At 66.8% G+C, this 22,709-nt stretch carries 22 protein-coding genes; 15 read left to right on the top strand and 7 right to left on the bottom strand.

The genetic code is table 11. The features are described 5' to 3' along the window. Positions 1 to 190 precede the first annotated feature (190 nt). Both ASC63_RS06365 and ASC63_RS06360 read left to right on the top strand, forming a co-directional pair. Positions 191 to 1,921 carry an MFS transporter gene (locus ASC63_RS06365; RefSeq protein WP_055810909.1) on the top strand — a complete coding sequence of 577 codons (1,731 nt, stop codon included), beginning with the start codon at positions 191 to 193 and terminating at the stop codon, positions 1,919 to 1,921. Beyond that, positions 1,921 to 2,391: a MarR family transcriptional regulator gene (locus tag ASC63_RS06360; RefSeq protein ID WP_235491936.1), complete on the top strand. Its 471-nt coding sequence runs from the start codon at positions 1,921 to 1,923 to the stop codon at positions 2,389 to 2,391. Before ASC63_RS06365 ends, ASC63_RS06360 begins: the two co-directional genes overlap by 1 nt. Positions 2,392 to 2,781: 390 nt before the next feature. On the opposite strand, the gene ASC63_RS06355 is transcribed toward ASC63_RS06360, so the two are convergent. From ASC63_RS06355 to ASC63_RS06345, 3 genes are all read right to left on the bottom strand, one after another. Then, positions 2,782 to 5,010 carry a DEAD/DEAH box helicase gene (locus ASC63_RS06355; protein ID WP_055810907.1) on the bottom strand — a complete coding sequence of 743 codons (2,229 nt, stop codon included), beginning with the start codon at positions 5,008 to 5,010 and terminating at the stop codon, positions 2,782 to 2,784. Between the two features lie 255 nt (positions 5,011 to 5,265). Continuing rightward, on the bottom strand, positions 5,266 to 6,399 hold the full coding sequence (locus ASC63_RS06350; protein ID WP_055810905.1) for a low temperature requirement protein A: 1,134 nt from the start codon (positions 6,397 to 6,399) through the stop codon (positions 5,266 to 5,268). 162 nt (positions 6,400 to 6,561) lie between these two features. Beyond that, positions 6,562 to 7,398 carry an IclR family transcriptional regulator gene (locus tag ASC63_RS06345; RefSeq protein ID WP_082487312.1) on the bottom strand — a complete coding sequence of 279 codons (837 nt, stop codon included), beginning with the start codon at positions 7,396 to 7,398 and terminating at the stop codon, positions 6,562 to 6,564. A gap of 87 nt (positions 7,399 to 7,485) precedes the next feature. Between ASC63_RS06345 and hutH the strand changes: the two genes are divergently transcribed. Continuing rightward, positions 7,486 to 9,093, top strand: coding sequence for a histidine ammonia-lyase (gene hutH, locus ASC63_RS06340; protein WP_082487309.1), 1,608 nt, complete (start codon positions 7,486 to 7,488; stop codon positions 9,091 to 9,093). Positions 9,094 to 9,486: 393 nt separating this feature from the next. Beyond that, positions 9,487 to 9,978 carry a GNAT family N-acetyltransferase gene (locus ASC63_RS06335; protein WP_157487600.1) on the top strand — a complete coding sequence of 164 codons (492 nt, stop codon included), beginning with the start codon at positions 9,487 to 9,489 and terminating at the stop codon, positions 9,976 to 9,978. A gap of 460 nt (positions 9,979 to 10,438) precedes the next feature. On the opposite strand, the gene ASC63_RS06330 is transcribed toward ASC63_RS06335, so the two are convergent. Beyond that, positions 10,439 to 11,419, bottom strand: coding sequence for an SRPBCC family protein (locus tag ASC63_RS06330; RefSeq protein ID WP_055810901.1), 981 nt, complete (start codon positions 11,417 to 11,419; stop codon positions 10,439 to 10,441). A 2-nt stretch (positions 11,420 to 11,421) separates the two neighbouring features. Then, a complete protein-coding gene (locus ASC63_RS06325; protein WP_055810899.1) occupies positions 11,422 to 11,778 on the bottom strand; it encodes an ArsR/SmtB family transcription factor in 357 nt (118 codons plus the stop codon). 166 nt (positions 11,779 to 11,944) lie between these two features. Between ASC63_RS06325 and ASC63_RS06320 the strand changes: the two genes are divergently transcribed. The 8 genes from ASC63_RS06320 (at position 11,945) to ASC63_RS06285 (ending at position 16,659) form a co-directional block, all read left to right on the top strand. Continuing rightward, positions 11,945 to 12,475, top strand: coding sequence for a VOC family protein (locus tag ASC63_RS06320; protein WP_327063332.1), 531 nt, complete (start codon positions 11,945 to 11,947; stop codon positions 12,473 to 12,475). A 178-nt stretch (positions 12,476 to 12,653) separates the two neighbouring features. Beyond that, the gene (locus tag ASC63_RS06315; RefSeq protein ID WP_055810898.1) at positions 12,654 to 13,088 is read left to right on the top strand and encodes a VOC family protein; all 435 of its coding nucleotides are present in this window, start codon (positions 12,654 to 12,656) and stop codon (positions 13,086 to 13,088) included. A 5-nt stretch (positions 13,089 to 13,093) separates the two neighbouring features. Further along, entirely contained in the window at positions 13,094 to 13,735 is a 642-nt protein-coding gene (locus ASC63_RS06310; protein WP_055810896.1) for a winged helix-turn-helix transcriptional regulator, read from the top strand. A gap of 216 nt (positions 13,736 to 13,951) precedes the next feature. Beyond that, a complete protein-coding gene (locus ASC63_RS06305; RefSeq protein ID WP_157487599.1) occupies positions 13,952 to 14,617 on the top strand; it encodes a DUF433 domain-containing protein in 666 nt (221 codons plus the stop codon). Between the two features lie 6 nt (positions 14,618 to 14,623). Next, the gene (locus ASC63_RS06300) at positions 14,624 to 15,028 is read left to right on the top strand and encodes a hypothetical protein (protein ID WP_055810892.1); all 405 of its coding nucleotides are present in this window, start codon (positions 14,624 to 14,626) and stop codon (positions 15,026 to 15,028) included. A gap of 47 nt (positions 15,029 to 15,075) precedes the next feature. After that, a complete protein-coding gene (locus ASC63_RS06295; protein ID WP_055810889.1) occupies positions 15,076 to 15,741 on the top strand; it encodes a DUF6226 family protein in 666 nt (221 codons plus the stop codon). 91 nt (positions 15,742 to 15,832) lie between these two features. Next, positions 15,833 to 16,177, top strand: a complete 345-nt coding sequence (locus ASC63_RS06290) for an ArsR/SmtB family transcription factor (protein WP_055810887.1) — start codon at positions 15,833 to 15,835, stop codon at positions 16,175 to 16,177. Next, a complete protein-coding gene (locus ASC63_RS06285; protein WP_055810885.1) occupies positions 16,174 to 16,659 on the top strand; it encodes an SRPBCC family protein in 486 nt (161 codons plus the stop codon). The genes ASC63_RS06290 and ASC63_RS06285 overlap by 4 nt, the downstream gene beginning before the upstream one ends. A gap of 13 nt (positions 16,660 to 16,672) precedes the next feature. Here the strand turns inward: ASC63_RS06285 and ASC63_RS06280 are convergent, their stop codons facing one another. After that, positions 16,673 to 17,305, bottom strand: coding sequence for a LysE/ArgO family amino acid transporter (locus tag ASC63_RS06280; protein WP_157487597.1), 633 nt, complete (start codon positions 17,303 to 17,305; stop codon positions 16,673 to 16,675). 70 nt (positions 17,306 to 17,375) lie between these two features. Between ASC63_RS06280 and ASC63_RS06275 the strand changes: the two genes are divergently transcribed. The 3 genes from ASC63_RS06275 to hutI all read left to right on the top strand — a co-directional run bounded on the left by ASC63_RS06275 (position 17,376) and on the right by hutI (position 21,403). Then, positions 17,376 to 18,314: a LysR family transcriptional regulator ArgP gene (locus ASC63_RS06275; protein ID WP_200936795.1), complete on the top strand. Its 939-nt coding sequence runs from the start codon at positions 17,376 to 17,378 to the stop codon at positions 18,312 to 18,314. 185 nt (positions 18,315 to 18,499) lie between these two features. After that, a complete protein-coding gene (hutU, locus tag ASC63_RS06270) occupies positions 18,500 to 20,155 on the top strand; it encodes a urocanate hydratase (protein WP_055810879.1) in 1,656 nt (551 codons plus the stop codon). Positions 20,156 to 20,161: 6 nt separating this feature from the next. After that, positions 20,162 to 21,403 (top strand): imidazolonepropionase, encoded by a 1,242-nt coding sequence (hutI, locus tag ASC63_RS06265; RefSeq protein WP_055810878.1) that lies wholly within the window; start codon positions 20,162 to 20,164, stop codon positions 21,401 to 21,403. On the opposite strand, the gene ASC63_RS06260 is transcribed toward hutI, so the two are convergent. Continuing rightward, the gene (locus tag ASC63_RS06260; RefSeq protein WP_082487707.1) at positions 21,349 to 22,707 is read right to left on the bottom strand and encodes an MFS transporter; all 1,359 of its coding nucleotides are present in this window, start codon (positions 22,705 to 22,707) and stop codon (positions 21,349 to 21,351) included. The genes hutI and ASC63_RS06260 overlap by 55 nt on opposite strands. Between the last annotated feature and the right edge of the window lie 2 nt (positions 22,708 to 22,709).

The following is a 22,709-nucleotide window of genomic DNA, read 5'->3' as shown; positions in this document are numbered from 1 at the left end:
CTCGCCTCCCTCGCACTATTCAGGGTAGGTGCCGCGGCACGCCGGCGAGGAACCGTGCACGCTCGACGAGTTGCGAATCCACCCTGAATTATGCGCAGGCGCAGGTGCTCTCATCCTGACAACGCCCACGAGCGTATAGTTAGTTGGCGTAAAGCAACTAGTTTGCTTCCGTCTATTTTCTGGAGTTTCCGTGGCGCGGCGTCCCGCTCTTTTCACGCATGATCATCCGCATTACAAGTGGGTTGCGCTGAGCAACACCACGCTCGGCATGCTGATGGCGACCATCAATGCCTCCATCGTCATCATCTCGCTGCCCGCCATCTTCAAGGGCATCAAACTCAACCCGCTCGAGCCCGGCAATGTGAGCTATCTGCTCTGGATGCTCATGGGCTACATGCTCGTCACCGCGGTTCTCGTCGTGACATTCGGGCGTCTCGGTGATATGTACGGCCGCGTGAAAATCTACAACCTCGGCTTCGTCGTCTTCACCGTCGGCTCCATCGCGCTCGCGCTCGATCCGATGCAGGCGGGCGCCGGGGCCATGTGGCTCATCGCCTGGCGCTTCGTGCAGGGCGTCGGCGGCGCCATGCTGTTCGCCAACTCCACCGCGATTCTGACGGATGCCTTCCCATCCAACCGACGCGGCATGGCACTCGGCATCAACCAGGTCGCCGCTATCGCGGGCAGCTTCATCGGGCTGATCGTGGGCGGCCTGCTCGCGGTCATCGACTGGCGCGCCGTCTTCTTCGTGAGCGTTCCCGTCGGCATCATCGGAACGATCTGGTCATACAAGTCGCTGCACGAGGTGGGCAGCCGCAACCCCGGCAAGCTGGACTGGCCGGGCAATGTGCTCTTCGCGGCCGGCCTCGCGGCGATGCTCACCGGCATCACCTACGGCATTCAGCCATACGGAGACAGTGCCACCGGGTGGGCGAACCCGTGGGTATTCGGCAGCATCATCGGGGGCGCGGCGCTGTTGGTGGTCTTCGTCTTCGTGGAGTTGCACACGAAGTCGCCGATGTTCAACATGCGCCTGTTCAAGATCCGTGCCTTCGCGATGGCGAACCTGGCCGGGCTGCTCGCATCCGTCGGTCGTGGCGGTCTACAGTTCATGCTGATCATCTGGCTGCAGGGCATCTGGTTGCCGCTGCACGGTTTCTCCTATGCGGACACGCCGCTCTGGGCCGGCATCTACATGCTGCCCATCACCATCGGATTCCTGTTCGCCGGGCCGCTCTCCGGCACGCTCTCCGACCGCTTCGGCGCACGCTTCTTTGCCACGGCCGGCCTTGTGCTGGTAGCCGCCACCTTCGTGCTGCTGCTGGTCATCCCGGTGAACTTCGACTACGGATGGTTCGCAGTGATCACCTTCCTCAGCGGCATCGGATCCGGCATGTTCGGCGCTCCCAACCGCACCGCGATCATGAACAGCGTCCCCGCCCGCGAGCGCGGATCCGCGTCGGGCATGGCTGGCACCGTGCAGAACGCCGGCACCTCACTCTCGATCGGCATCTTCTTCTCGCTGCTGATCGCAGGGCTCTCGACGTCGCTGCCGGCCACGCTCACCAAGGGGCTCGCCGCGCACGGCGTTCCGCAGGCCATCGCGCACCAGATCGGTCAGTTGCCGCCGGTCGGCAGCGTCTTCGCGGCGTTCCTCGGCTACAACCCGATTCAGAGCCTGCTCGAGCCAACCGGTGTCCTGAAGCACATGTCCAACGCAGACATCGCGACCCTCACGGGCAAGGAATTTTTCCCGCAACTGATCTCGCAACCTTTCCACGATGGCTTGACTGTGGTGTTCATCGCTGCGGCGATCATGTCGATCATCGGCGCAATCGCCTCGTTCAGCCGCGGCAAGAAGTACATGCATATGGAAGACTCAATCGAAACGGTGAAGGTTTCAAGCGAGAGTCGAGTGTAGTGTCAACTGCTGATTCCGGCCGGGCGATGGCGCCTCTCGACAGCACGGAGGTCGCGGGCCGGCTCGCCGTCGCCGTGGGGCGCATCAATCGCCGCATCCGACCCGCCGGCGACGGACTGAGCCAGGGGCTGCTTTCCGCGCTCTCGACCATCGTGCGCAAGGGGCCGCTGCGGCCCGGCGACCTCGCCCGCATCGAGATCGTCGCCGCCCCGTCGGCGACCAGGGCTATCGCCGAACTCGAGACCCGTGGGCTCGTCGCCCGCCAGGCCGACCCCGCCGACGGCCGCTCCTTCTTTATCGAGGCGACGGATGCCGGTGCCGAGGCTGTGCAACGCGCCCGGTCCCAGCGCGCGGTGCTCGTGGGCGAGCTGCTCGCCGGTCTCAGCGCCGACGAGCTCGCGAAGCTCGCCGCAGCACTCGACGCCCTCGAGGCCGCAGCAGCGGCCCCGGCCGCCCCGACCGCCGGCTAGCGTCCGCAACCTACTTCGGGCGCTGAGACGACGTGAATCGACCTTCGCCGTGCGCTTGAAGGTCGATTCACGTCCTCTCAGCGGCTGACTCATCCGCCAGAACTCCCACCCGCGCTCTGCCCAGCTTCGGCCGGCGCCCTGCCGCCTGCGCCCTCTCGTTTCGTCCCGCCGCCTGCGCCCTGTCATTTGCGCCTGGCCGCCTGCGCATAACTCATGCAATGTGGTCGGCACAGAATGGCGACCCGCGAAAAGACGCGGAAGTCGTACGGCCCCGAGAAATTCTGCATGAGTTATGCGCAGGGGGGCAGGGGATACCGACCTCAGGAGGAGTTCGCCCACGAAAACGGGCGCCCACCTTCAGGTGAGCGCCCGCATCTGTCGTGCTGAGGCTTAGGCCTCGTCGTGCGTTGCCTCGCCGACCGAGGCCAGATCCGTCAGAATCTGGTCGCCGGGGATCGCGTTGGCGTAGGCAGCCTCGATCTCGGCGCGGCCGAGCATATCGTCCATACGACGGCGACGCTGCTTCGGAATGAGCGTGACGACGGTGCCTTGCTTGCCGGCGCGGCCGGTGCGGCCGGCGCGGTGCAGGTACGTCTTGTACTCATCCGGGGCATCCGCCTGAATCACCAGGTCGATGTCGTCGACGTGGATGCCGCGGGCGGCAACATCCGTCGCCACCAGTACATTGACCCGACCGCTGGTGAGCAGTGCCAGGTTGCGCGTGCGGCGCGACTGGTTGAGGTCACCGTGCAGGCTGGTGGAACGCACGCCGGCGTCTTCCAGCTGGTCGGCGAGTTGCTCGGCATAGGCCCGGGTGCGCGAGAAGATCAGCGTCTTGCCGCCGCGGTCAACGAGCTGCTCGATGATACGCGACTTGTCGCGGTGCTCCACGACCAGCACGTGGTGGTCGATGGTCGAAGAGGCCTGGTCTTCACCGGCGACCTCATGCACACTCGGGTTCGGCAAAAACTCGTTGACGAGCTGGGCAACACCCTTGTCGAGGGTCGCAGAAAACAGCAGCTTCTGGCCGCCCTCTGCGGTGTGACGCAGGATGCGCTGCACCGGCTCGAGAAAGCCCAGGTCGCACATGTGGTCGGCCTCGTCGAGCACCGTGATGGTGACCTCGCTGAGGTCGAGACGACCCTGTTCGATGAGGTCCTCGATGCGACCGGGGGTGCCAATCACGATGTCGACGCCGCGCTGCAGCGCGCCCACCTGGCGGTGCTGCGGAACGCCACCGTAGATCTGCGTGGTGAAGAGGCCGACGGCGCGGGCGATGGGCTGCACCGTGCGGTCGATCTGCAGGGCGAGCTCACGGGTCGGGGCCAGGATGAGGGCGCGCGGCAGGCGGCCCGGGCGGCGGTTCTTGCCGCCGTTGTTCTCCATGAGCCGCTCCACAAGCGGGGCACCGAAGGCGATGGTCTTGCCGGAACCGGTCTTGCCGCGGCCGAGCACGTCCTTGCCGGCGAGCACATCGGGGATGGTCGCGGCCTGGATCGGGAACGGGCTGGCCGCACCGAGAACGGCGAGCTCGCGCACAATGTTGCCGCCAAGACCGAGGTCGGCGAAGCTCACACCGACGACATCGGATGCCTCGATCGCGTCGGCCTCGAGGCGCTCGAGCACCACGTCATCGGTCGGCGTGAAGCGGGGCTTGTCCTCGCGGTTCGGGTAAAAGCTGGAGTCGCGGCTCTCGGTGCGCGGTCGGTCGTTGCCGAAGTCGCGACGCGGGGCACGGTCGCTGTATGCGGGGCGCTCGGCACGGTTCGGACGGTCACCGTAAGACGGGCGCTCGCTGCTGCGGTTCGGGCGATCGCCGTACGAGGAACGCTCGGTACGCGGGGCGCGGTCGTCGTAAGCGCGCTGCGGGCGGTCGCTGCCGAAGTCGCGGCGCGGGGCACGGTCGTCGCCGCGGTTGGGGCGATCCCCGTACGACGGCCGCTCGGTGCGGTTGGGGCGATCACCGTAACTGGGACGCTCGCTGCTGCGGTTCGGACGGTCGCCATAGCTCGGGCGATCGGTGCTGCGATTCGGGCGGTCGCCGTAGGAGGGACGCTCGGTGCGGTTTGGACGGTCACCATACGAGGGACGCTCGGTGCTGCGGTTCGGGCGATCTCCATACGCGGGGCGCTCGCCACGCTGGGGGCGGTCGCCGTAGCTGGGGCGGTCCGTGCCACGGTTGGGGCGGTCGCCATAGCTCGGGCGATCGGTGCTGCGGTTCGGGCGGTCACCGTACGACGGACGCTCAGTGCGCTCACCACGGTTCGGGCGATCGCCGTACGACGGGCGCTCACTGCGGTTGACGCGGTTCGGGCGGTCGCCGTACGACGGGCGCTCACTGCGGTTGACGCGGTCACCGTACGCGGGGCGTTCGGTGCGGTTCGGGCGGTCGCCATAGGCAGGGCGCTCGCTGGCACCGCGCGGCTCCCAATTGGGGCGACGGTCAGCGGATGCGCCGCCGGTTGCACGCGCGGCACGCTCGTCGGCGTTCCAGCGCTGCTTCTTGGGCGCGCCGGCCTCGGCGGCTTTGTATCCGCGGTGTCCGGGGCTGCGGCTGCCCGACTTGGGGCCACCCTTCGCGCCGGCAGACTTGGCTGGTGTCTTCTTGAAATTGGCCATAGCTGTATTCCTGGGTTGTGTTTGATTGCATGGCAGAACCCACGACGGATGTGTCGCGTACTTGCAAGAACCCGGGCAGTCATTGCGCGGGACCGTTCACATACAGTGATTATTCGTGGTCACTGGCGCGTTACTCGCGCCTTCCACGAAACCGGCCCACCTGACTTACAAACCCATCCGCGACAATTCGCGGTGTCAAGAGCCGACCTGCCTACGTTACAGGACGCCGCCGCTTAAGTCACGCGCAGCATCCGCTCACGCCCTTCGCCGACGCGGTGGCCCAGGCAGGCTCGTGAGATTCCCGATGCTTACTACGAGGATGAGGAGCACGAGCAGCACGCCCAGCTGCACGGCGACCGGCACGACGGATGCGAGCAGCCCCGTTAACGCGCACGCCACGGCTCCTACGTACCGCCAGAGCGCCGGGCCGAGCGCGAGTTCCTGGCGATAGCGCGCGTCGCCGAGCAGATAGAGCCCCACTCCGGATGCGAGCAGCCAGGCCACCTGCGGCGTCGCAGTGGCGAACACGTCGTCGATCGACAGCCGCACGCCGGCGGCGAAGAGCACGAGTCCGAAGATCATGACGACATGGTCGAATCCGAACGCGGTGAGCGCCAGTGTGGAGCGGCGACGCGTCGCGGCGGTCGTCATCGTCTCGTCTGCACGGTCGGCATCTCCGGAGAAGTAGCACCACCACATCGCCGCCACGACGCCGACGCAGAGCACAATCGCGACTATCACATCCGCGCTCACCCCCACCCCCGCGGCGCCGACTCCGACCGACACGATGGCCTCGCCGAATGCGATGATCATGAGCAGCCCGTGTCGTTCGACGAAGTGCGATCCGCCCACATCGAATCCTCGTGATGCATGCCAGAACGTCGATGACAGAAACACCGCCACCGCGAGCAGAAACATCGCCCAGCGCCAGGGTTCGGGCACGAAGGCGGCCGCGACGAGCACGAGCGCGCCGCCCACGTTGAACGGCATCACCCGCAGTATCGCCCTAGATGCCTGCCGCGTGGCGGCCGCGCCGAACAGCCCGCTGTGCAGCAGCACAATCACGAGATATGCCACGCCGAACAGCAGCGCCCGCTCGCCAAGCGCCTGCGGAATCGCGACGGCAAGCAGCAGAAAGGCGATCATGGCGACCACGAGCCCGAGGCGCAGAACCGTGCCGGAGCCGCCCGCCTGATTAGTCAGCCAGGCGAAGCCGTCGTACATCCAATACACGATGGCGAGCGTCAGTGCGGCCTGACCGACGCCGACCCAGCCGCCGGGATGAACCACCACCTCGGTCACCTGGGTGATGGTGAACACGAACACCAGGTCAAAGAGCAACTCCACCGGGGAGACCCGCTCGGCCGCACGCTCAAGCCTGTTCGCCATGAGACGAGCGTATTCCGCCAGCGGGCATCTGCTCCTGCGCATAACTCATGCAATCTGTGATCCGCGACACACAGAGGCCGGAATTCCGCGGGAGTTCGGCGGCACTCTTCGATTCTGCATGAGTTACGCGCAGGAGGACGGGCGTGCCAGGAAAGCGGGCGGCTACGCGGGGCGGCCGGGGTGGCCGCGGATGCGACGGGAGAGTTCTGCGGCGGTCGTTTGAATCTCGGCGGCGAGCGCCGGCCAGCGCTCACGCGCTATATTCTCGCGCGGGAATGTAACCGCGATGCCCGCGGCAGGCCAGCCCGCGTGGTCGAGCACGGCGACCGCGACGGATGCGATGCCCGGCGTGATCTCGCCGTCTTCGACCGCGTACCCGTCCTGTCGAACGCGCTGCACGATGGTGCGCAATTGCGAGTAGCGGCGGGGGCCGGCATCCGTGCGGGAGACGAAAGCCGCGGCATCCGGAAACAGGGCACGCAACTGGGCTGGCGGCAGCGCGGCGAGGAGCGCGCGCCCGCTCGCGGTGAGCTGCGCGGGGAGCCGCACGCCGACATCCGTGACGAGGGAGGGTCGGTGCGGGGCACGCTCCTCGACGAGGTAAAGCACGTCGCGACCGTGCAGCACGACCAGGTGCGCGCTCTCGCCGAGGCTGTCGACGAGGTGCGCGATGAGCGGCCGACCGAGGCGGGTGAGCGGCTGCTGGCGAGAGAATCCCGAGCTGAGTTCGAAGGCCGCGACCCCCAAACCGTAGCGGCGCTCCTCGGGCAGGTGCACCACGAAACCGTGCTCGGCGAGCACCGCGAGCAGGTGGTAGACGGTCGAACGCGGCAGCTCGAGTGCACCAGCGAGAGTGGATGCCGCGACCGGCCCCCGCTGCGCCGCAAGATAGCTCAGCACCCGCAGCGTGTTCTCGGCCGCGGGGACCTTCGAGGCAGCGGGCGCGGGCGCTTCAGCTCCGGCGGCGACGCCCACAACCGCACCCGTCCCATCCGTCATGCCATCACCCTAGCCCCGTCTGGGATGCCAGACAGCGACCCGTCGAGCGGCGTTGTAGCGCGGCATCGGCGGTGTTCGAATCGGAGCATGACCACGAGCACCCCAGCCGCAATCGAGCAGCCCGCCACCGCCAGCGACACCGCCAACACCGCCACCCCCGCCAGCGTCACGGTCGGCACGGGCGCCGTCTCGTTCGACGACGTCGTCGCCGTCGCCCGCCGCGGCGCGCGCATCGAGCTCGACCCCGCTGCCCTCGACGGGGTGCGGGCCACCCGTGCGATTATCGACTCCCTCACCGACGACACCGAGCCGCACTACGGCATCTCCACCGGATTCGGCGCCCTCGCGACCACCTACATCGCCTCCGACCGCCGCGCGCAGTTGCAGGCCAGCCTGGTGCGCTCGCACGCCGCCGGCAGCGGGCCGGAGGTCGAGCGCGAGGTCGTGCGCGCTCTCATGCTGCTTCGCCTCTCAACCCTCATGACCGGGCGCACTGGTGTGCGCGCCGAGACCGCTGAAACGTACGCCGCGGTGCTCAACGCGGGCATCACGCCGATCGTGCGCGAGTACGGCTCGCTCGGCTGCTCTGGCGACCTCGCACCACTGGCCCACTGCGCACTCGCCGTGATGGGCGAGGGCACGGTGCGCGACACGAACGGTGACGAGCGCGACGCGAGTGACGCACTCGCCGCCGCAGGCATCCGGCCCGTGCAGCTCGCCGAGAAGGAGGGGCTCGCCCTCATCAACGGCACCGACGGCATGCTCGGCATGCTCCTGCTCGCCCTCGACGATCTGCGCCGCCTCATGAAGACCGCGGATGTCGCCGCGGCCATGAGCGTCGAGGCCCTGCTCGGCACCGATGCCGTGTTCGCCGCCGATCTGCAGGCGCTGCGCCCGCAGACCGGCCAAGGGCTCTCGGCCGCGAATCTGCGCGCGCTGCTCGCCGGCTCCCCCATCGTGGCAAGCCATGCCGGCCCCGAAGACCCCAGCGTGCAGGATGCGTACTCGCTGCGCTGCGCCCCCCAGGTGCACGGTGCGGCCCGCGACACGGCCTCGCACGCGGCGGATGTCGCTGCCCGCGAACTCGAGAGCGCCGTCGACAACCCGGTGGTCACCCTCGACGGCCGGGTGGAGTCCAACGGCAATTTCCACGGCGCCCCGATCGGCTACGTGCTCGACTTTCTCGCGATAGCCGCCGCGGACGTGGCGAGCATGAGCGAGCGCCGCACCGACCGGCACCTCGATGTGTCGCGCAGCAAGGGGCTGCCGCCGTTTCTCGCGCACGAGGCCGGGGTCGACTCGGGGCTGATGATCGCGCAGTACACGGCGGCGGGGATCGTCTCCGAGCTCAAGCGTCTGGCCGTGCCCGCGTCGGTCGATTCGATCCCCTCCTCGGCGATGCAGGAGGATCACGTGTCGATGGGGTGGGCGGCGGCACGCAAGCTGCGCCGCTCGCTCGATGGACTCGGTCGGGTGCTGGCGATCGAGATCATGACCTCGTCGCGGGCGCTCGATCTGCGAGCGCCGCTCGAGCCGGGGGCCGCAACGGGTGCGGTGCGCGCGCTCGTGCGCAGCGTCGCATCCGGCCCGGGTCATGACCGTTTTCTCTCGCCCGAGATCGAGGGGGTCGTCGGCCTCGTGCAGTCGGGCGCCGTGCTCGCCGCCGCCGAGGGAGTCACCGGGGCGCTGGAGTAGAGCGCCTCCGGTCGCCGAAGCTACCGCTTGCCGAGTTCGCCGAAGCAACTGCGCATAACTCATGCAGTTTGCGATCGGCCCACGCGGCAACCCGCGAATATTCACGGAAGACTCAGGATAAGCCCCCGATTCTGCATGAGTTATGCGCAGGCAGCAGAGCTCGCAGGTGCTTCGATCGGCTCAAGGACCGGTGCGTCACAGCGCGGTTGGCCCGCGTGCTCGAGGGCTAACCTCGATGAGTCACTACACGGAAACATGGGCCAGCGCGTTTCCGCGGTCGAACTCTCCTGAGCGGCTAAGCCGACGACCGACCCGCTTTCGGGGGCGCCCGCTACCCCGCTGCAGGTCTGAGTGTCGGATGACGTGGCTAGGACCACCACGTAGATTGTGATCATGGAAGATGCCGATCGAGGAGTTGAGATTCGTCATGCGGAAGACGTTGACCTCGACGCGTTAACACAACTCGGTATCGGCATCCAACAACTGCACGCGGACGGACGCCCAGACTTGTTCAACGAGCCTGTTGCCGATGACATCAGAGAGTTCTTCCGATCCCAGCTCGCCGAGGGCAGTCATGTTCTCGTCGCCGAGACAGGAGCGTCAGGGCCGATCGGCTATCTGATTGCAGAACACAGAACCCGCGATGCCAACCCATTCATGCAAGCCTCGTCCGTGCTCTACATCCATCACATCTCTGTCGAACCGAGCTCCCAAGCTACCGGTATCGGACAACGACTCATGGACGCAGTGGTGAGCCTGGCCCGCACGTTGAACGTGTCGACGCTGCGACTTGACTCATGGCACTTTAATACTGACGCGCACGGCTTCTTCGAATCACAAGGATTCACGCCGGTCAACATCGTCTTCGAGCGGCAACTGATCTAGCCACTACACGCGCGTTATTCGACGTGCCTCTAAAGGTTCCTCTGCCGGCATCCGATCTGGATCGAAATGCGACCTCGAGTGTGCCTACAACACCGGCCGGAAATACCGCCAGCTCGTCGGCCCATCGTGGCGCGACGAGTTTGGTGCTGAAGCTTTCACTGACCGATACACGACATGGAACCTGGCTAAGTCTGACGCTCGGTCTCGGCTTCTCCCACGAGATCCTGAAGAGCAACCGGAACGCCTGTCGCTTGATGCGCTAGTCCCAGCCTGGCACGCAGGGCTGAGCAAAATCGTCGTCATCCCCTGCCTTGGCGCTTACACACGAGTCATAGGAGAGCACGCCCTTGTGGTGGCCGCCGAAACCCGCGACAACCCGAACCTTTACAGCCACGCCTTGAAGCAGTTCCGGTAGACACTCGAACGCCGAACACCGACGCTCCACCTGCTGGAACGTGACTTACGCGACTGCCGACTCCAGAATTCCCTCGAGCCGCGCGTAGCTTGTCTCCATGCCGCCGGTCATACCCGTGGCGAGCACGGCGTCGCGCTGCTCGGCGTTCGCGTAGGTGATGACGAGGGAGAGGAGCGTGCCGCCCTCAACCGGCGTCAGGGTGAGTTCGTTCAGCGTCGCCGGAAAGTCCATTCCGATCATCGCTTCGGTTGTGACGGAGCGAGAGGGCTCCTCCGACTCCAGCAGCTCGCCGGTGAATCCGAAGCGATCTCCGCCGACTTCGTTCTCCCACTCGTAGCGGTAGCTGTCGCCGGCCTTCGCCGCGATCTCGCACACCGGCATTGTCCAACCGTCGGGCCCGAGCAGCCACTTCTTCAGCAGGTCGGCATCGTTGTGTGCGCGCCACACCTGCTCCAGGGAGCCGCGGATGACGCGTGCCACACGCACCTGCGTTTCGCTGAGGACCTGCGCCTCCACCGCACGGTCGGCGGCGAAGGCCGCGAGGTCGGCGAGCACGGTGTCGATCTGGGACATCGCCTCGCGGGTGCCCTCGAGCATCCCCATCTCGAGCAGTTGCTCGAGCTGCTCAAGAGAGTCGAAGCGCGACGTGGTGACGAGACGGGATCCGGCGTCGATCGGCTCGAAGGCGAAGGCCGTGCGCATGGTCGGAAGGGTCGTGTTCGGCTTGCCCGTCGCATCCGCGAAGGAATCGACCACCTCGAATGCGTCGGGCGCCTGCACGGATGTCCACTCCCAGCATCCGTAGTGCTCGTCGCCCTCACGTCCGGTCATCTTGTAAACGCTGCGGCCACCGGTGATGGCATCGTGACGGAGGAAGGTCGCGGGGTATGTAGGCGGACCCCAGAAGCGCTCGATCTGCCGGGGATCGGTGTAGGCGTCCCACAGTCGACGGAGAGGGGCGGCGAACTCGGCGACGATCGTGATGGTGAGCAGGTCGAGATCTTTCTCGACGGAGATGACGGGCATGATCAGCCTTTCTGGGTGGATGGGGTCTCGCCCTCGGCGAGGAGGGCGTCGAGGCGGTCGATCCTCGATCGCCAGATCTGTTCGAATTGGTCGAGAAGGCGCTGGGCTTGACGGATGCGCTCGGGGTCTCCTCGCACCATCCGTTCGCGACCGCGAGGTTCCTTGGCCACGAGCCTCGCCTCCTCCAATACCGCGACGTGCTTCTGCACTGCCGCGAATGACATGTCATACGCATCCGCCAGTTGCGAGACTGAGGCCTCGGCGAGCAGGGTGCGGCGTACGATGTCACGTCGCGTTGCGTCGGCGAGCGCCCGGAAGATGCGGTTCACGTCTTCGTCTGTGAGTTCTTGTACAACCATTTGGTTGTATGTTATCTCCGGATGCGCCGCCGCGCAAGACCTTCGGCTTGCGGCGTTCACGGGTTGGCTCACTGCCGGACGCTGCTGCGTTATCGTTGGGGTGTGATTACCGGATCGGCTCTATGCCATGCACAGTTTGGTAAACCGGTAGTTCTCTGAGGCTGCGGTGGTCGTCGCGACCGCCGCATCCGTTCTCCTCGCTCGAGCAACCGTCTCGCCGCTCGCGAGCGCCCCCATTCCTTCTGGCGCGCCGTTCGCATGCCCACGCGTCGAGTGGCGTCGAGTACACGTCAGGCACAAGCAGAGAAACAGGAGAGTCACCATTTCAGCAACGTTCAACCACACCATCATCGCCTCGAAGGATCGCAACGAGTCTGCCGAGTTCTATCGGAATCTCATTGAGGCCTCGGAAGCTCCTTCCTGGGGCCTGTTCACCAACATCCTCCTCGACGATGGAGTGATGCTGCAGTTCGCGGAGCCGCCCGTCGAGATCCAGATGCAGCATTACGCATTCCTGGTCGACGACAAGCTCTTCGACCGTGCATACTCGCGTCTGGTCGACGGGGATGTGACCCACTGGGCGGATCCGCAGATGACCCGTCCGGGGGAGACAAACACCGAACACGGAGGACGAGGGGTGTATTTCAAGGACCCTTCCGGCCACGCGATCGAACTCATCACCCGGCCCTACCTGTAGAGGGGTTCGGACAGAACGGTGGAACGCTCATCGGGCCAGCACCCGGTGAGCGTTTCGCTTGCCCCGATGGAGGGTCACCGCATCACGCTGTCGCCGTGACCCGAGCTCTTGACGCAGTACTTGTTTTTTGCAAGTATTGTCACCGTCCACGTACCGGACCCACGAAGAGGAGACCACCATGACCGCGATGTTCGTCAACCTGCCGGTGACCGATCTGGGGCGCGCGAAAAGGTTCTACACCGCCCTCGGATTCACCATCAATCCGCTCTTCACCGATCACAACGCGGCCTGCGTCGTCGTCGAAGAAGACCACAGCTACTTCATGATTCTGGTGCGCGACTACTTCCAGACCTTCACCGAGCTTCCGATCGGCGACCCGGCAGTGAACCCGTCGGTGTCGACCGCGATCTTCCTCGACACTCGTGAAGCCGTCGACAAGGCGATCGCCGACGGCATCGCAGCGGGCGGCGCGGAGCCGCGCCCCGCCTCGGACTACGGCTTCATGTACCAGCGCCAGCTCAACGATCCCGACGGCAACATCCTCGAATTCGGCTGGATGGATCCGACCGCCGCCGAGCAGGGTCCCGAGGCTTTCGCGAATCAGCAGGCCTGAGGTCGTTGGCCGCACGCGACTACGGGCAGTACTGCGGCGTCACGCGGGCTGTCGAACTCATCGGTGAACGCTGGGCCCTGCTCATCGTGCGCGACCTGCTCGTCGGGCCGCGCCGCTACGGAGAGCTCGCCGCGGGGCTCCCGCGAATTCCGAGCAACATTCTGGCAACGCGACTCAAGGAGTTGCAGGCGGTCGGCATCCTGCGCCGCGTGCCGCACTCGCGCGTCATCGTCTACGAGTTGACGCCTTATGGCCGTGAGCTCGAGCCCGTCGTGCTCGCGCTCGGCGCCTGGGGCTTCAAAGCCATGGGCGATCCGCGTGAGGAGCAGATCATCACTCCGGACTCGATGACCATGGCGCTGCGCACCGCCTTCCGGGCGCAGGTGGCGGCGAAGCTGCCGACCACCGCGTACGCGGCGCGCTTCGGTGCCGCCGAGCTGCTCATCCGGGTGGATGGCTCCGCACTCGAGGTAACGCGAGGAGATGGGCCGGTCGATCTCGCCTTCGCCGCGGGCCCGGGCATCCGCCGGCTCATCTCTGGCGAGCTAGCCGCGGATCGCGCGATCGCGACCGGCGTGGTCGAGGTGTTGCGCGGGCACGGCGAGCTCCTCGACCGCTTCGCGAGCACGTTCCATCTGGCCGCCTGATCCGCGCGCGGTGCGACCGCTGGCTCCCGCCAAGTGGTGCGCAGCGTCGCATCCGGCCCGGAGCATGGCCGCTTTCTGTCACCCGAGATCGAGAGGGGCGTGTCTCTCATGCAGTCAGACGTCGGCGGTCACTTCTAGACTGGGCTTCAGCCCGAGTGGCTCGTGCTCGACACGTGCCGGGGTTGCTAGCCTTGACGTCGACAGGAGGAGGTTATCGTGGACGAACTCAATCTGATTCCTCTGTACACACAGAGTGAGGCTTCTACTATGCTCGGCCTTCCGCAATCGACATTCAATCACTGGGCTAGCGGCTACGCGACGACTTCCGGGAACAGAAAGCCGGCGTTCATCACTGTCCAGCGCCCTGGCCGCGGCTATACAGTGCCATTCATCGGTCTCGCCGAGGCGTGGATCGTGCGAGCCTTCACCAAGGCGGGCGTGCCCGTGTCGCGTATCCGCCCCGCGCTTGAGCAACTACGCACGCAGATCGGTATCGAGCATGCGCTGGCGAGTGATCGGTTGAAGACTGACGGTGCAGAGATACTCTGGGATCTGCGGCAGACAAATTCGGCGTTCGACGACAACCGGCTCGTTGTGGTGCGGAATGGACAGGCGACGTTTGGGGAGATTGTCCGCGAGCACCTCAAGCAGGTGAACTACCGCAACGGGTTCATTGGGCAGGTGCGCATCCCACGTGCAAATGGCGCGGAGTACACGATCGACCCGGAAATCAATTTCGGTCAACCAACACTGAGTGAGTACGGTGTCCGAGTCGACGATGTACTCGATCGCATCGCCTCCGGCGAGACCATCCAAGATGTGGCCGCCGACTACGACATACCCACATCGACCGTCGAGAACCTCGCACTCGCGGCGGCGTAGGCGCACGTGACGGAATTGCGGTTTTTCTCAGACCGCAGTCTCGGCGACCATGAGGTGCCCAAGGCACTTCGCGCCGCCGGGTGGCAAGTTGTCAGCATGCGAGAGCGCTACGGCTCCGTCACCGCGCAGGCCCTCGCCGACATCGACTGGATTCGGGATGCGAGCGGTGAGGGCGAAGTGTTGCTCACCGGCGACAAGGCGATTGCTAAGCGCCCGCTTGAGGCGCGAGCGGTTGTTGCGGCCACGGCCCGCGTTTTCGCCCTCGGCAGGAACCAACTCACCGGAACGCAGAAGGTGCAGCGTTTGCTCGATCACGAGAAGGCCATCTTCCGGCGCGCATCGACTCAAGCGGGACCGTATGTCGTCAGCATCAGCGAGCGTGGGTTGGAGACCCTCAAGCTGTTCAGTTGACTACGCGGGTGCTCGATGAAGGCAACGCTCACCGCTAGCGTGGAAACATGACCGAGTACCGACGCCCCACGTTCCCGGTCGAGACCTACCGCGACGAGCAGGGTGGCGTGATCGACTACGGCAATCGATGGGCAAGAGATTCTCCACCCGATGACGCATACTCCCGGATGAGTAATCTGCAGCGTTTCGCGCCTCTGCACGACGTGGCCACTGCCCTGATCGAGTGGCTGCAGAGTGCCTTCGACGTGACCGTCGAGGAAACGCCGACGGCCGCTACCGATTTCCTCCTCAAGCCAGACGATGTCGTTCGCGCCATACGGGTCGTGCCCCGCGATCCGACCGCGGCCCCGCTGACATTTGTACTCACGCGGTTCCCGGCTGTGTACCTTCACGCCGGTTTGCTCCACGACTTTCACTTCCCCGATTGCGGCTGCGATGCCTGTGACGATGACCTCACGGGGCTGGCTGAAGAACTTGAATGGACGGTGCGTACCGTCGTCTCGGGCGGCTATTCCGAGCGATTCGACCCTTGGCCGGGTCGCTGGATCGAGTTTCGGCTTGATGAGCCGGGTGCCGGGATGCGATCCGGGCGCAGCCGCACCAAGGAACTGCCTGACGAGCGCGTGACGCTCGCGCGAACCTCGCTACCCCCTGCCGGACAGTGGCTACCCTGGCAAGAGCTTCCGCAGGGAAACAGCGACGCGATCCACTAATCGCCGCAGCCCCTTGCACCGATAGCCCGTCACCGAGTGCAGTCAATACTTAGCCCTTGTGCTTAGTGTTCATTTTATATAACCTAGCCGCATGGCTCAGTATTCATCCCAGCTCGACGGTGTCTTTCAAGCCCTCGCCGATCCCACCCGCCGCGCGGTACTGGGCCGGTTGGGCACCGGGCCGGCGAGCATCGGCGAGTTAGCGGCGCCGTTCGAGATGGCGCTGCCGTCGTTCATGAAGCACATCCGCTACCTCGAAGACACCGGCTGGATCAGAACGCGCAAAACCGGCCGCGTGCGAACCTGCACGCTCGAGAAGAAGTCGTTCACCGTGATCGAAAGCTGGCTCGGCGAACAGCGAAGCATCTGGGAAAGTCGCACCGACCGGCTCGAGCACTTCGTCACCACTACTCATGACAAGGAACCGTCCGCATGATCACTCCTCCTCACCCCGAGCTCGACCTCGCCGTCTCGCGCATCATCAAAGCCCCGCGCTCGACGGTGTGGCAGGCCTGGACCGATCCTTCACGTTTTGAGCAATGGTGGGTTCCGGCGCCGGAGGTCTGCCGCGTGCGCGAGATGGACCTGCGCCCCGGCGGGTCCTTCCGCACCGAGATAAGCCAGGACGGCATCGTTTTCGGCCCTCACATCACCGGCTGCTTCCTCGCGGTCGACGAACTCGAGCGCATCGTCTTCACCGACGCGCTCATAGCCGGCTGGCGCCCCTCGGAGGCATCATTCGTGAGCGCCGTTATCACCATGAAGGAGCATCCGGACGGCACCGAATACACCGCTACCGCTATGCACCGCAATGTCGCCGATCGAGACCGGCACGAACAACTCGGCTTCCACGATGGCTGGGGCACCGTCACCAGACAGCTCGCCGAACTCGTCGAGTCACGGGCGCAGACAAGCTAACGAACCATTCGCGTCACGGCACGACGAGCAGGCGGATGCCGAGCGCGAGCATCGTGACAGCGATGGCGGCGTCGAGCACGCGCCATGGGAGCGGCCGGGCGAACAGCGGCCCGAGAAACCTGGCGCCGAATCCGAGGGCGCAGAACCAGAGCGCGCTGGCCACGACGGCGCCGGCGCCGAACGCCCAGCGGCCCGACTCGCCATGCGTGTTCGCGACGGAACCGAGCAGCAGAACGGTGTCCAGATAGACGTGCGGGTTCAGCCAGGTTAGGGCGAGCACGGTGAGCGCCGCGGCACGCAACGACGGGCGCGGTACGCCACCGTTGGCATCCGCTCGCAACGCTTCTCGGCGGAACGCGCGCCTCGCCGCCAGCGCAGCGTACGCAATCAGGAACGCCGCCCCGCCGAAGCGGATGATCGTGAGCACGACCGGCGCCTTCGCGACAACGAAGCCGATGCCGCTGATGCCGGCCAGAATGAGCACGGCATCCGACAGCGTGCAGATCACGACGATGGGCAGCACATGCTCGCGGCGGATGCCCTGGCGCAGCACGAAAGCGTTCTGCGCGCCTATCGCGACGATGAGCGACAGGCCGACCCCGAGCCCGGCGGCCGCCGCACCGATCAGCTGCGCAAAGCTCTCCATAGCTGACCACATTACGGATGCTCCAGCCACCGCTCCAGCTAATGTTTCTGATGCTGCATTAGAATTTCTCATGATGGAGCTTCCCCTGGACCAGTTGCGTGCCTTCGTGGCCGTGATCGATCACGGCACCTTCGAGGCGGCCGCGCGCGCTCTGCAGGTGACGCCCTCCGCGATCAGCCAGCGCATCAAGGCGCTCGAGGGCGCGGTCGGCCGTGTGCTGCTGCAGCGCAGCAAACCCGTGCGCACGACCGAATCCGGCGAGACCGTGCTGCGGCTCGCCCGGCAGATCACACTGCTCGAGGCCGAGACGGCACGCGCGCTCGGCGCCGAGAACGCGGCAGCTGCGCCGGACGCCACGGTGCCAACAGACGCGCCGATCGCCATTCCGATTGTCATCAACTCGGACTCCCTCGCGACGTGGGCGCTGCCCGCGCTCGCTCGCGTCGCATCCGCTCACCGTGTCGTGTTCGACGTGTTTCGGGAGGACCAGGATCACTCGACGGCTCGGCTGCGCGACGGTAGCGTGATGGCCGCCATCACCTCGGTGGCCACGCCGGTGCAGGGCTGCGAGGTGCGCGCGCTCGGGCGCATGCGGTACCGGGCGATGGCAAGCCCGGAGTTCGCGATTCGGTGGTTCGGGGGTGCGGATGCGACGGGTTCGGTCGCCGCAACGGCGGCCGAGCTTCGGGTGGCGCCGGTGGTCATCTACGACCGCAGCGATGATCTGCAGGATCGCTATCTGCGGCGGCATGCGGGGCGCCGGGCCAACCCGCCGCGACACTTCGTTCCGGCCTCGGCGGAGTATGCGAGCGCGGTGCAGCTCGGCCTCGGCTGGGGAATGCTGCCCGAGGCGCAGATCGGTTCTCTGGAGGCATCCGGGGAGCTCGTGGCGATCGGAGACGACCCGATCGACGTGCCGCTCTACTGGCAGCAGTGGCGACTGCACTCGCGCGTGCTCGCGGCGCTCGCCGAGGAGATTGGCGCTGCGGCCGACGCCAGCCTGCGCTGAGGAACGGCTGGTTGAGGAGAGGTCGACGGAGGAGGCCTCGTCTCGAAACCGACCCGCGCGGGTTGGTTTCGAGACGCTCGTTCCTCGCTCTCCTCAACCAACGCGCTGAGCTGCTGTCTGGGATGCCAGACGGCGCGGCGCTCGGGGGCGTTGTCGCGGGGCATCCGCTGGTGTCTGATCGAAGCATGACCGAACCACGCACCGTGCGCGCCGCGCACGGAACGACGCTGACCGCGAAGAGCTGGCAGACCGAGGCTCCGCTGCGCATGCTCATGAACAACCTCGACCCCGAGGTGGCCGAGCGCCCCGACGACCTCGTCGTCTACGGCGGCACCGGCAAGGCCGCGCGCAGCTGGGAGGCGTACGACGCGATTGTGCGCACCCTCACCACGCTCGAGGATGACGAGACGTTGCTCGTGCAATCGGGCAAACCGGTCGGCGTGTTCCGCACGCACGAGTGGGCGCCGCGCGTGCTCATCGCCAACTCGAATCTCGTGGGCGATTGGGCGACGTGGCCCGAGTTCCGCCGGCTCGAGGCCCTCGGGCTCACCATGTATGGCCAGATGACCGCCGGTTCGTGGATCTACATCGGCACCCAGGGCATCCTGCAGGGCACCTATGAAACCTTCGCCGCAATCGCCGACAAACGGTTCAAGGGGACGCTGGCCGGCACCCTCACCCTCACCGGCGGATGCGGCGGCATGGGCGGGGCGCAGCCCCTCGCCGTCACCATGAACGAGGGCGTCGTGCTCATCGTGGATGTCGACCGCGCGCGGCTGCAGCGTCGCGTCGACCACGGCTACCTGGACGAGCTGACGGATGACATCGATGACGCGCTCACGCGGGTGATCGTCGCGAAGGAGGCGAAGCATCCGCTCTCGGTGGGGCTCGTCGGTAATGCGGCCACGATCTTCCCCGAGTTGTTGCGGCGTGGGGTCGGCGTCGACATCGTCACCGACCAGACCAGTGCACACGACCCGCTCAGCTACCTGCCCGAGGGCGTCAGCGTGCAGGAATGGCACGCCCTGGCCGAGGCCGACCCGGAGGACTTCACGAGGCGCGCGCAGGCATCCATGGCGAAACAGGTGCGGGCGATGGTGGAGTTTCAGGATGCCGGTGCCGAGGTCTTCGACTACGGCAACTCCATTCGGGCGGAGGCTCGCAACGGCGGCTATGAGCGCGCCTTCGAGTTTCCGGGCTTCGTGCCCGCGTACATCCGACCGCTGTTCGCCGAGGGCAAGGGGCCGTTCCGCTGGGCGGCGCTCTCGGGCGAGCCCGCTGACATCGCCGCGACGGACCGCGCGATTCTCGAGTTGTTCCCGCACGACGAACACCTGCGGCGCTGGATCACCCAGGCGCAGGAGAAGGTGCACTTCGAGGGTCTGCCCGCGCGCATCTGCTGGCTCGGCTACAAGGAGCGACACCTGGCCGGGCTGAAGTTCAACGAGATGGTGGCGTCGGGGGAGATCAGCGCCCCGATAGTGATCGGGCGCGATCACCTCGACTCCGGCTCGGTCGCCTCGCCGTATCGCGAGACCGAGGGCATGGCCGACGGGTCCGACGCAATCGCCGACTGGCCGCTGCTGAACGCTCTGCTGAACACGGCATCCGGTGCCACCTGGGTGTCGATCCACCACGGCGGCGGCGTGGGCATCGGCCGCTCGATCCACGCCGGGCAGGTGACGGTGGCCGACGGCACGGCGCTGGCCGCGCAGAAGATCGAGCGCGTGCTCACCAACGATCCGGGCACCGGCGTGATGCGCCACGTGGATGCCGGCTACGAGCGCGCCGCCGAGGTGGCGCGCGAGCGCGGCCTGCGCGTGCCGATGTGGGAAGGCTAGGTCGGCATGACCACGCTGCTCACGAACATAGGCCAGCTCGTGACAAACGAGCCCGGCGCGGGGCGCACGCACGGACCGCTGGGCATCGTGGCGGATGCCGCGGTGCTGGTCGAGAGCGGACGGGTCGCGTGGGTGGGCGCGGCGCCTGCCGCGCCGAGCGAGGCATCCGTCAATGCGGTGATCGATCTGGGCGGTCACGCCGTCATTCCGGGCTTCGTCGACAGCCACAGCCACATCGTCTTCGGCGGCGACCGCGCCGACGAGTTCGAGGCCCGCATGGCGGGTGACACATATTCCGCTGGAGGAATACGCGCCACCGTCGCCGCAACGCGCGAGTCGAAAACGACGGACTTAATCGACCGTGCGCGCGATTTTGTCGCGGAAATGCTCGCACAGGGCACAACCACCGTCGAAGTGAAGAGCGGTTACGGGCTGACGGTGAACGACGAGCGGCGCATTCTCGAGGCGGCCACGGCCGTCACCGAGGAGACGACATTCCTCGGGGCGCATGTCGTGCCGCCCGAGTTCGACGACGACGCCGAGGGATACGTCGACCTCGTGGTCGGCGAGATGCTCGATGCCTGTGCGCCGCACGCGCGGTGGATCGATGTGTTCTGCGAGACCGGCGCCTTCACGCCCGCGCAGTCGCGGCGCATCCTCGAGGCCGGGGCCGCCCGCGGGCTCGGCCTGCGCGTGCACGCCAGCCAGCTGGGCACCGGCCCGGGTGTGCGCCTCGCCGTCGAGCTGGGCGCCGCCAGCGTCGACCATTGCACCTATCTCACCGACGACGACATTGCCGCATTGGCCGCGAGCGGGGCAGGCGGCCAGCCCGGCACCGTCGCCACCCTGCTTCCCGGCGTCGAATTCTCCACGCGGCATCCATACCCGGATGCCCGCCGCCTGATCGACGCGGGCGTCACCGTCGCCCTCGCGAGCGACTGCAACCCGGGCTCGTCGTTCACCTCGTCGATGCCGTTCTGCATCGCGCTCGCGGTGCGGGAGCTGCGCATGACCCCGGCCGAGGCGCTGTGGGCCGCCACCGCGGGCGGCGCCGCGGCGTTGCGGCGCACCGACATTGGGCGCATCGCAGTCGGCGGTCGAGCAGACCTGGTTGAGCTCGCCGCGCCATCGTACGTGCACCTCGCCTACCGCCCGGGGGTGCCGCTCGTGAGACGGGTGTGGAAGAACGGGGTTCAGTCGCCCTCGACACCATCCCCGGAAGTCGAGGCCGAAACCGCGTCCCGCTGACCACCGGGGCGCACGCCTGCGGCAAGCGAGCGCACGCCGAGCACGATCAGCGGCGCCAGAATGCACGCCGCCATGACGTTGACGGCCAGAAAGCCGCCCCAGGCCAGAACCGGGCCAGCGACGGCCGCGAGCGCGGCGGCGCCGAGGTTCATCATGGCGTCCACCGCCCCCTGCAGCGGCACGCGCGCTGACGGCGAGACGGATTGCGTGAGCAGCGTCGATCCGCCGATGATCGACGCCGACCAGCCGAGCCCGAGCAGGCCGAGAGACACCATGATGCGGCCCATGTCGGAGTGCGGCGCCGTCGCATCCATCGCCCCGAGCGTGAAGGCCGTCACGAACAGCAGCGCGCCAAGCAGCACGACGGCTTTCGGGCCGATCCTGTCGGAGAGCGCGCCGAAGAGCGGGCTGGCGGCGTACATGCCGAGAATGTGCACGCTGATGACCAGCCCGACGAGCTCGAGCGACATGCCGTCATGGCTCATGCTCACCGGCGTCATCACCATCACAGAGACCATCATCATTTGCCCTGCGACAATCGCCACAAGAGCGAAGAGCGCGTGGCGATCGCGCGCAGCGATACGCAGCGCCGCGAGCACCGTCACCGGTTTCGGATGCTCCGCGCCGGCATCCGCGCCAGAAACCGCGCCGGCATCCGCGACAACAGCCGTCGCATCCACCCCAGCAGTGACGGAAGCGCCGCGAGCGCGACGCGGTCTGCTGCCCGGCGGCAACCCCATGCGCAGCGTCGCAACGACGAGCGCGGCCAGGAGGAAGGCGACCACGGAGAACAGGTAGGGCCCGGCGAAGGGCTCGAGCCCGATCGCGGAGCCGAGGTTGTTGCCGGGCTCGGAGAGATTCGGTCCGGCGACGGAGCCGACCGTCGTGGCCCAGAGCACGATCGACATGGCCCGCGCCTGATGCCTCGGCTCGACCAGCTCGGTCGCGGCATAGCGCGACTGCAGGTTGGTGGCGGTGCCGGATCCGAACAGCATCATGCCGGCGAGCAGCAGCCAGAACTGCTGGCCGATGACCGCCGCGAGAACTACGACGGCTCCAACGGCACCGAGTCCGAACCCGAGCGTCAGCGAGGCGCGTCGCCCCCGCCTGGCGGCAAGACGCGCCAGCGGAATCGCGAGCACTCCCGCCCCGATCACCGCCGCGGTCTGCGCGAAGCCGGCGCTCTGCGTGTTGCCCGCGACGCGCTCGGCGAGCAGCCCGCCGACGGCGACACCGGATGCGATTCCCACGCCGCCCAGCAACTGGGCAACGATGAGCCGCGCCTGATTGGCTCGAGCGCTCATGT

Source organism: Leifsonia sp. Root112D2 (assembly GCF_001424905.1).
Lineage (GTDB): Bacteria > Actinomycetota > Actinomycetes > Actinomycetales > Microbacteriaceae > Root112D2.
Note: the sequence above shows the minus strand (reverse complement) of the source record. Positions and strands in the feature narration are given on the sequence as shown.